At 43.4% G+C, this 10,719-nt stretch carries 6 protein-coding genes; 2 read left to right on the top strand and 4 right to left on the bottom strand.

Annotated features, from left to right (window positions below):
* Positions 1-39 precede the first annotated feature (39 nt).
* From ACE1CD_RS17385 to treZ, 3 genes are all read right to left on the bottom strand, one after another.
* Complete coding sequence (locus ACE1CD_RS17385) at positions 40-2,328, bottom strand: ATP-binding protein (RefSeq protein WP_374825726.1); 2,289 nt, start codon at positions 2,326-2,328, stop codon at positions 40-42.
* Positions 2,329-2,498: 170 nt separating this feature from the next.
* A complete protein-coding gene (locus ACE1CD_RS17380) occupies positions 2,499-2,648 on the bottom strand; it encodes a hypothetical protein (RefSeq protein ID WP_374825724.1) in 150 nt (49 codons plus the stop codon).
* Positions 2,649-3,048: 400 nt separating this feature from the next.
* A complete protein-coding gene (treZ, locus tag ACE1CD_RS17375; protein ID WP_374825867.1) occupies positions 3,049-4,869 on the bottom strand; it encodes a malto-oligosyltrehalose trehalohydrolase in 1,821 nt (606 codons plus the stop codon).
* Positions 4,870-5,088: 219 nt separating this feature from the next.
* Here treZ and glpK point away from each other — a divergent pair, with 219 nt between their 5' ends.
* Positions 5,089-6,588 (top strand): glycerol kinase GlpK, encoded by a 1,500-nt coding sequence (glpK, locus tag ACE1CD_RS17370; protein ID WP_374825722.1) that lies wholly within the window; start codon positions 5,089-5,091, stop codon positions 6,586-6,588.
* 33 nt (positions 6,589-6,621) lie between these two features.
* Here glpK and ACE1CD_RS17365 read toward each other — a convergent pair whose 3' ends face one another.
* Positions 6,622-8,835 carry a GumC family protein gene (locus ACE1CD_RS17365; protein WP_374825720.1) on the bottom strand — a complete coding sequence of 738 codons (2,214 nt, stop codon included), beginning with the start codon at positions 8,833-8,835 and terminating at the stop codon, positions 6,622-6,624.
* Between the two features lie 1,152 nt (positions 8,836-9,987).
* Between ACE1CD_RS17365 and ACE1CD_RS17360 the strand changes: the two genes are divergently transcribed.
* Complete coding sequence (locus ACE1CD_RS17360; protein ID WP_374825865.1) at positions 9,988-10,704, top strand: O-antigen ligase family protein; 717 nt, start codon at positions 9,988-9,990, stop codon at positions 10,702-10,704.
* Positions 10,705-10,719: the final 15 nt, after the last annotated feature.

The raw sequence follows: 10,719 nt of genomic DNA, 5'->3' as shown, positions 1-10,719 counted from the left end.
ATATTTAACATTTTGTAAGACTCATTAAGTAATTTAAGCTCATTTTGGTAATGTGAAATAAAAGGTACTGCCTTCCCCGTAGTTAGATTCTACCCAGATTGTACCACCGTGTCGCTCTACAATCTTCTTAACAATAGTTAGCCCCGCACCGGTGCCGCCGCCGTACTTGCCAGGAGAGTGCAGGCGTTTGAAAATCCGGAAGATGCTATCTAAATGCTTTTCCCTAATCCCAATACCATTATCTCGCACGTAGATAGTCCAGAATTGATTTGGAGAATTTTCCATAAAATTCTTTACATTTGGGGGATGGTTGTCCAGAAAACCTACTTCTACCAACTTTTCTGGACTTTCATTGTATTTCAAAGCATTCGTAATTAGATTTGTAAAAACTTCTTCAATTAAAATGCGATCGCCCTGCACCATCGGTAGTTTCTGTGGAATTTGAATCAAAAAATGATTCTTGTCACTGCTAATGCGAAGCAGATCGGCTACAATTTGTACTAAATTATTTAAATCGATATGCTCCCTATTCAACTCTTGTCGTCCCAATCGGGAAAAATGTAACAAAGCGTTAATTAAATCTTCCATCCGCTTGGTGAGGCGCACCATAGTTCCCAGTTTTTCCGTTCCTTCCGCATTGAGAATATTCCCATAATCTTCCAGCAGAAAAGTTGCGTAATTGTGAATACCCCGCAAAGGTTCTTTTAAGTCGTGAGAAGCAATATAAGCAAAAGCATCCAATTCGCTATTACTGCGTTGTAATTCCAAGTTAATCGCAGCTAATTCGTCCGCTTTTTGCATGACAATTCCCACAATGGCGCTTCTCAAATCCAGTGCGCCATCAATTTCCCAAGGTTGCCAAGGCAAAGACTTACCGTAAACGGTTTCTTGCCATTTCTCAAAAGATTTGCGGGGAAAAATAGTTAAGCTGCCATCTGACTCAATTCGATTGGGTTTATTCGGATTGCCAGCCCAATCTACCAATTGAATTTGTTCGGAACGAAACCACAGGATGTACTTTTGGCGGATTTTACTAATTGCTAGAGCTAATAAACCGCTACCAACTGCCTGAAAATTTTTAGCTTTGGGATAAATTTTAGGTAAAGAATCTGTCACAAATAAGTCCCGCTCGAACCGTTCTGGCAACCAAGCCAGTAAATTCTGAATTTGCACTATTTCGGGACTTTTACCAATTCTAATTATCTCCTTATCCGTACAGATAGCGGCTCCTTCTGCACCTACCGCTCCTAATAAGGTGGTGCTGTTTTCCAGCAAAACCTCTGTAAAATCTTCTGATTGGGAAACCGCATCAATTAATTGGGACTGCATCGACTTGATGCGAATTTTATAATCTAAATTTTCATAATCTTCTTTGCCAGTTATTTCTAAGGACATCACTTGCCCCAAAAATTCGCAAGCAGTCCGGATAGAATAGGGAATATACTTAGGTTTTCGATCGTGACAAGCAATTAATCCCCACAGTTTCCTATTTTTAATTATGGAGATTGACATAGAAGCGCCCACTCCCATATTTTTGAGATATTTTATGTGAATGGGAGACACGCTCCGCAGCACGCTTAAGCTTAAGTCGAGGGGAGAATTGTCTCCATCTTGGGTATGACAGACAATCGGGACAGGTTGGTAATTAACATCAGGAATTAACCTCAACCAATTGAGAGTGTATAAGTGCTTCGCTTGTTTGGGAATGTCAGAATCCGGATAACGCAATCCTAAATATGGTTCCAATTCATCTGGTTTATCTTCCGCAATTACTGTACCGGCTCCATCGGCATCAAATTGGTAAGCCATAACGCGATCGAAACCTGTAATCTTGCGAATTTCTGCCACAATAACTGTACATAAATCTCGCAAATTGGCTGCTTTTTGCATTTTGGTGAGCGTACTTTTTGTCAGTTTGTGAAAGCCAAAAAAGCTGCGGTCTTCTAGATTATCCGTTCGCTCGATTTCTAAAATTATTTTCCCCCTATCTGCGCGATGAATAATCCCATCTAATTCAATAGTTATATCGCCGAATTTAGCAGATAATTTTAGCGGATTAATATTTTCAAAATCGCCGTTGAGGCAGTTTTTGATTTTGCCAATTTGTTCATCATCAAACAAAATGGCGAGATTTTGGCCTAACAGGGAATCTGGGGAAATGCCTAGAAATATCTCGGTGTTGTTACTGACTTGTTCCACCTGCAAATCTGGCTCCGAGAGAACAAACAAAACCCCATGAGGTTGAATCGAACCGGGAAGATGAATCTGTTCGCGATCGCAATTATTTAAATTAACATTGTTAGCTGTAATAAACTCCGTTAATTTCATATCATTTTCTCCTATTTTCGACAACATAAGCTAATTAATCGCTCTCCTATGATTCATCTTGTATGATTAAAGTTTTGTTGACAGCAAGGGCTCAATTAATTTTCACCTGTATTAATTATAAATAAGATCCCAAAAATTAACTAAAATATCTTCGTTCGATTTACGTATATTTACTGATACGGACACCGTAGAGGACGGAAACTTCTACGGTTGTGCGATCGCAAACCGATATAGACTCCACTCGCCGTGCTGCCTGCAAAGCGATCGCCTCTTTTCCCTAAAAGCCAATTTACATAAAGTTTTTGCTCATTTTCATTCATAAACTATTTTAACTCCAGTTACTTATCTCTGTACAGTAAATTACGCTCCGTAGCAACCGTACACTACACAACCAAACGCAAAACAACTATGCCTGTACTGGTTCGGCAATCTGAATATTTTTAGGGGTTAAATATTGTCAGCAATCGAAACTTATTGTATAATATCATATTTCAATGCGCGGTATATAGCAGTTTGCAGCTGAAAATTATATTCAAGTGTAGGGTAGGTTAGGCACAGGCGATAACTGAGCGGAAAAAACCGATCGTTAGAACCGTGCCTTAACCCATCGATCTTAACCAATCGATCGCATTCATCTGTGAATAAAAGCGAAAATTTTTTACCATAAACCCCAAATAGCCTAAAAGTATTGTAAGGTGCCGTAACGCACCCTACTCCCCACTACAAACTAAATAGTGCGAAACTCTGTGGCTGAATTGTCAATTGCTCCTCCCCTGCAAATAGTTCTGGTAAAGTGGAACCAGTACCCATCCACTTTTCATCAGCAGAATCTAGAACCTTGTTCCAATTACCGCTGTTAGCAGCAGCTTTAAAACTAACTTCTTTGTCGTTGAAATTCAGCACATAAAATACCTGACTTTCATCAGTCCAACGACGGATTTGCACCAGTTTATCTGTTTCATTACACGACGCCTCTAAATTTTGCTTGTCTAGCTTTTTCAGAGCGGTCAGCGTCCGGCGCAACTGAATTAAAGACTGATAAAGTTCTAAGAGAACTTTGTGTTTCCCTTCTTGGCGTTTTTGCCATTTCAGCTTAGACTTAAAGAAAGTCACGTAACTGAAGGGGTCTTGAAACTCTCCTTCCAGGTGAAAATCTTTAAATTCCTCCTTTCTGCCGTTTCTTACCGCTTCAACTAGCGCTTGGTCTGTGTGACTGACGAAGTAAAGAAAAGGCGCTTCTTCTCCATACTCTTCCCCCATAAAAAGGAGGGGAACATTAGGTGAAAGCAAGAGAGTGCCAGCAGCTAATTTGAGAGCTTCAAACGAAACCAGCTTGGACAATCTTTCACCGAGCATTCGATTGCCTACTTGGTCGTGATTTTGGATGCAAACGACAAATTGGTGGCCGGTAAAATCTGTAGCATCGCTGCCATGATATCGCCGTCGGAAGGGGGAGAATTTCCAGGAGTAAACAAAAGTTTCCTTGATGGCTGTTGCCAGATATTCGCACTTGTCAAAATCTTTGTAATAGCCAATATTTTCACCCGTCAGCAATGTGTGTAGGGTGTGATGGAAATCGTCGCTCCACTGAGCGTGAATGCCATGACCGCCTAAAGAGCGATCGCGGATCGTCCGCACATCATTTAAATCGCTTTCAGCAATTAGATAAAGTTTCTTACCCATCTGTTCGGAAAGTGCATCAACCCTTTCCGACAGTTCGTAGAGAATGTGTTTGGCACCCAAATCGTAAATCGCATGGACTGCATCCAAACGTAGGGCATCAATGTGATAATCTTCAAACCAATACAGCGCATTTTCGATAAAGAAATCACGCACACCGTCGCAGCGAGCATCATCAAAATTAATCGCATTTCCCCAAGGCGTTTTGTAAGTTGCAGTATAGAAGGGGCCAAAGTTACCGATGTAGTTTCCTTCCGGGCCAAAATGGTTATAAACGACATCGAGAATTACGGCGATACCCTGCTGGTGACAGGCATTCACGAGTTCCTTTAATGCTTCTGGGCCACCATAGGAATTCTGCACCGCATAGAGATAGGCACCATCATAGCCCCAGTTGCGATTGCCTGGAAATTGCGCGATCGGCATAATTTCGATCGCATTCACTCCCAATTCTTGCAATTCCTTGAGTCGGGGAATAATGGCATCAAAAGTGCCTGCGGGAGTAAACGTACCGACGTGCAGTTCGTAGATAATCATTTCCTCTAGGGGAACGCCAGACCACTCGCGATCGTTCCACTGCATCGTGTTGCGATCGACTACCTGTGAAGGCCCATGCACGCTCTCCGGTTGAAAGTGCGATGCTGGATCTGGTCTTTCTAGAGAACCTTCCAGCTTATAAAAATAAAGCGTGCCAGGGTCAACATCTTCAGCTGTTACTTTCCAATATCCGCGATCGTCTTGTACCATCGGAATCAGGCGATCTTCTGGTGAAATGATTTGTACAGCTACCTCTTGAAGATAAGGTGCCCAAACAGTAAATTCGCAACGACCCTTACCCAGATAATTCGAGCCAACTTTCATTCTCAATGCCGCTTGCTCTTGTGTCATAGTATATTTTTAGGAATTCTCGTTTCAAAGTTATCGGCAAGCAATCAGACCGCAGGCGCAGAAAACTTTCTTGCCGATTTTCCCGAATACACAGATATTTAACCTCTTTCTTTAGGTATAATTCCGAAAGCATATCCTTCGGAACTCTGCCCAACCCCACTTACAATTCAATCCGTTTAACAAAAGCCTCTAATGAACAATTCAAAATCCTACATTCTCGCCCTCGATCTCGGCACTACCGGAAATAGAGCGATTATCTTTGATAAAAACGGAAAAATCATCAATTCCGCATACAAAGAATTGACCCAATATTATCCGGAACCGGGTTGGTTAGAACACGACCCCAGAGAAATTTGGCAAGATACCTGTTGGGCGATGCAAACTGCTTTGCAGAAAGCGGGAATAGCTGCAACAGAAGTAGCGGCCATAGGACTAACGGTACAGCGAGAAACTTGTTTGTTGTGGGATAAAACGACGGGACGACCGTTGTATAATGCCATAGTTTGGCAAGATAGACGGACTGCACCGATGTGCGATCGCCTCAAACAGCAAGGTTATGCTGAAGATATCTATCAACGCACGGGATTGATTTTAGATGCTTACTTCTCTGCAACTAAGTTAGCTTGGTTACTTGAATATATGCAACGGGAATATCCACCCATCGACCTGAATAATATTTTAGCAGGCACAATTGATGCGTGGATATTGTGGAATCTCACAGGCGGACAAGTTCATGCCACCGATGATAGCAATGCCAGTCGCACTTTGTTGATGAATTTGACAACGAGAAAGTGGGATGATAAACTATTAGAAATATTTGGAATATCGGCTCATTTGTTGCCGAAAATTCAGCCGAGTTTGGGTTTATTCGGTTACACTCAACCGGAAATATTAGGATATTCCATACCGATAACTGCTATTTTGGGAGATCAACAGGCGTCGTTGTTCGCTCACGGATGCGATCGGCCCGGTTTATTGAAATGCACATATGGCACAGGTTGCTTTTTGGTTGCTCATACAGGGGATAAAATAGCGCGATCGCACAATCAACTCCTCTCCACAATCGCTTGGACACAAACAAATCAAGTTGGTTATGCCATTGAAGGAAGTATCTTCACCACAGGTGCTTGCATACAATGGTTGCGGGATGGCATTAAACTAATTACTGCCGCTAGCGATACAGAAATGATGGCGCAACGGGTAGCCGATAATAACGGCGTTTACTTCGTTCCCGCACTCAGCGGATTGGGTGCGCCCCACTGGGATATGACGGCGAGGGGAGCATTTTTCGGCATTACCGCCGGAGTGCAGCGAGAGCATATGGTGAGGGCGGTATTAGAAGCGATCGCATTTCAAGTCAAAGAAGTCGTACAAGCCATTAACCAAGACATTGGCACCAATATAAATATGTTAAAAGTAGACGGCGGCGCTTGTCAAAATAACTTTTTAATGCAATTGCAAGCAGATGTTTTAGGTATTCCCGTCGAACGTCCCGTGATTCTCGATGCTTCCGCACAAGGAGCCGCCTTTGCTGCTGGTTTGGCAATAGGTTTCTGGGAAGATTATACAACACTAACAGCCGCTCGCCAAATTGATCGAATTTTTCACCCTGATGAAGGAGCCACTCAAGCACAAGCGAACTACAAAAAGTGGCAAAAAGCAGTAGAAAGAGCCAAACACTGGACAGAGTAATGGGTAATTTTCCCCCACTCTCCCCCGACTCTGCTATGACGATCGCGAACTAACGTTCTCAGTTCTCGACGCAGGCGCTTTCGAGGTGGTAGACTCCTGATAGTATGCGCGTGCGTGGTGGAAGTAACTGTCGGGTTCGTTTTCGATAATCACGCCATTGACTACTAAACCGAGAATATTCTGACCCGATTGCATCAAAAAGCTCTTAGCAGCAGCAGCGCTCACAGCATCCAAAACACCCGGACGAACTACTACTAAAACACCATCGCTCATTTTACCCAAACTGAGAGCGTCCGGCACAAGTACCAGGGGAGGCGTATCGATAATTACGAAATTATAATCCCTGGAAAAATCTGCAATTAAAGAAGTCATCCGCTGCGAATCCAGAAGTGCCAAGGGATTGGGAGGTATGACTCCAGATGGCAGCACATCGAGGTTATCCATCACCGATTTTACAGCCGTTTTCACATCAGTTTGACCGACAATTACATCGCTCAATCCCGCCGCATTAGTTAAATCCCAAATGTGATGTTGGATGGGATGATGCAGATCCCCATCAATCAACAACACCCGGCGTCCCAATTGCGCCATTGCTGTCGCCAAATTAGCCGAAACTGTGGATTTGCCTTCTTTGGAAACAGAACTTGTGACGACAATAACTTTCAAAGGGCGATCGGGACTGAGAAACTTCAGGTTAGCCTGAAGCATTCGGTAAGTTTCGCTGATAATGGAATGAGGAGAGTCTTGAACGGGAAGTGGCGGTACGATCGCATCCTGTTTGCCAAAGCGAAACCGCATTTTCTTCTTAAAAGAAGGAATCATACCCAGCACGGTATATTTGAATATTTCCCGCACCTCTTTCGCAGTTTTCAGCGATGGATCTGCCAAATCGAAAAGGAAAGCAGTAACTACATAAAGCATTGCACCTGCCACAATTCCCGCAGCTATAATTAATTTTTTCTTATCATCAGCAGGCATTCCAGGAATGCTAGCGTATTCAATCACGCGAGCATTACCGACATTTTGATTTTCCGCAATTTGTACTTCTTGGTAATTCTTTAACAGAATCTGATAGCTAGCTTGAGCCGCTTCTACTTGCCGTTCTAGATCCTTTTCCCCCTGTTGCAATTTGGGTATAACGCTAGCTCGTTGTTGGTAAGCAGATCTGGCGCGACTGAGGCTAGTTACTTGATTGAGCAAACCCAAGCGTTCCGCTTCTGTAGCGACAAGATCTTCAGTCAGTTTTTGTTTAACATCGCCTAATTGTAAATTCCCGTTAGATACTGGTATGTCTTTGCCTAGAGTTTCTCCTACCCGTTGCTGTAGCAGAGCTTTGAGGGAATTTCTCTTATCAACCAAGTCAATTATCAGAGGGTGCGTTTCCTGAAAGCGAGTTCGCTCCAGAGTCAGTTGAGCTTCCACTTTTTGGAGTTCTTCTAATGTCTGTTGAACTCCCGTAGACTGACTCGCAGAGCTGAGATTTACAGCTTCCTGAGAAGTCAAATTAATCTTTTTCTGAATTTCCGAAGCTCTCGCCGTTGCATCTGCAAGCTGAGCCTGAGCCGTGGTAAGTTGTCTGTCTATGCCGGTGATAGCGTCCACAGCCATAATAGCTTCTTGTTGCAAAGCCACAATGTTATTTTGTTCTCTATATTTGCGTAAAGCCGCTTCTGCTTCGCGAACGGTAGAGAGAACTTTTGGTAACTGCTTAGCAATAAACTCTCGAGCTGATACCGCCTCAGCTCGGTTTGTGAGTATATTCATCTCTACGTAGGCATTCATCAGTTGGTTAACTGCATCTGCGGCTTGCTTGGGATCTCTGCTTTTATAGGTAACCTGCAAAACATCAGTTCCCTTAATTGGTTTCACACCCACCCCTACTAAAAAGGCTGCGGGCGGTATAAAGTTACCTTGTGCATCTTTGAGGTTGAGCGATTCGATCGTCTTTTGGATAATTGGCACCGAAAGAAGTACCTGGGCTTCTGTATCCACAGGTGTATTCATCATGTTGAGAGTATCCAATTGTCCAATTTTTTCTCCCGCCTCGGTTACTAGCGAAGAAGTCGTATTTTTCTTTTTAAATAAAAGCCTTCCTGCGGCTTCGTAATTGGGCTTTTTAATCAACGCAGCTGCGGTGGCGAGTGTAACAACAAGCACAAATACCAGACCTGATGGCAGCCAGCGGCGTCTGAGGATAAGCCAGTATTTTTTAAGATCTATGTCTTCGGTGTATTGTGTAGATTCCATAAAAGTGCGATCGAGAGAGAACGTTTGGAAATTTTTGGTAAGGACAGATAGCACGGTCGCCGTAGGATGCTGGTATTCTTGTGGCTGTAAGCTTTTTGGCTCAGCCTAGATGAGTTGATTTATGCGTAGCGAGCGATCGTATTCCTAGAGAAAAACTACTTTAACTGCATTGGTAATGCTTTTATTGTATATGTCCGAACTGAATACAGTACAATAGACATCTTCAAAAATTATTGTGGGGTAGGCATCCTGCCTGCGCTTTGAGATTCTTTTGGAGGAGATGTCTAATCCAGTCAATCTAGAATTTAGTCGATCGATCGTGGGTTCGCTCCGTCTATCCCCTTTGTTGGCACACATAAGAAGCAACCTCAGCAACCTCATAGAGGCTACAGTGCGAGCTTCGCTTCCCCCTCACCCAGAGTGGGTAGAATCCATTGCGCGTACCTGGTGACGCTGCCCGATATTGTGTTATCGTGGTGCCGAATAATTCCACTCCTGACTGACGGCTGTCCGGCCTATAGCTCAGACTCAGGACTGAAAAAGCAAGAAATAATCTTAAAAATTGTTGAGTTTAAGAGTCGTTTACCATCAGCTAAAGTTGTGAATCCAGTACTGGAAAAAAGATTAGCAATTTTCGCCTTGCTAGTTTTCACAGGAGTATTAAGCATAGCAAGCTATTACAATGGCTCCGATTCGGGAGAATCTTCAGTTTCTTCCCCGTTCGACAAAATATTTTCAGTAGTAAGGTATCTCACTTACGCAGCCACTATTTGCCTACTTCTAGCACGCTTAAAAACTGTTATCCGTCCGGCTTTAAGAGACCCATTTATGTGGGGTTTGATGGTAATTGTTGTTAGCTCTTTTATGTGGTCTGATTTTCCAGACATATCCCAAAAACAAGGTAGATTAATGTTGCTGACAACCTTGTTTGGGCTGTACTTGGCTTCCCGTTTTAGCGTCAAAGAGCTAGTCCGCATATTTGCCGTCGCCGTGGGTATCGCCGCCGTATTTAGTTTATTGTATTCCCTAGCATTCCGGGGAGCCGCAGTAGAAACCGGATTTAATGCGGGATGCTGGCGGGGGCCTTTTTTGCAGAAAAATATTTTTGCTCGCTTTCTGGTTGCATACGGTCTACCAATTTTACTGGTTGCCTTGGGCAGTCGCAAACACCGTTTCATATGGTGGACTGTATTCGGTATTGCGATTCTGCTGATTCAGCTTACCAATTCCAAAAGCGCCTTGCTCATTATGTTAACCCTGACCGCTCTTGTCCCTCTCTACAAAGCTTTGCGATCGAGCGGCTCTATACTCGTTCCTTTTTTAATTACCATCATATTAATAGGTGGCAGCGTCCTGACATTTTTGGTGGAAAATTGGGAACCTTTTCTATTTAAACTGGGTAAAGATCCCACCCTCACAGGTCGTACATATATTTGGGAAGCTTCCATCAATCTCATTAGCCAACGTCCTTGGTTAGGCTACGGGTTTCAAGCATTCTTCACCGACGGTGGCGCAGGAGAAAAGGCTGTTTGGGATTACCTTCGCATCAGAGTCTCCCAAGCTCACAATGGCTTTATCAATGTAGCTGCCGAACTTGGCTTGCTGGGGCTGATGTTTTTTGTACTCAGTATGGTATCAACTTACATCCGAGGAATTACTTGGGTGCGTTTCACTAAAGACCCAGAAGATTTATGGCCGCTATTGTACGTCACCTATTTCTTTATGTATAACATCACCGAAAGTACCAATTTAGAAGTCAACTCTCTCCTGTGGATATTTTATTCCGCCGCCGCATTTTCTGCCAGGACTATGCGACCGCGAGAGCCGAGTTTATTTGCCCAATACCCAGAACAAGAAAGTTTAGCATAACCTAATTATAAATCC

This window comes from Aerosakkonema sp. BLCC-F183 (assembly GCF_041929145.1).
Classification (GTDB): domain Bacteria; phylum Cyanobacteriota; class Cyanobacteriia; order Cyanobacteriales; family Aerosakkonemataceae; genus Aerosakkonema.
This window is presented reverse-complemented; position numbering and strand designations above follow the sequence as displayed.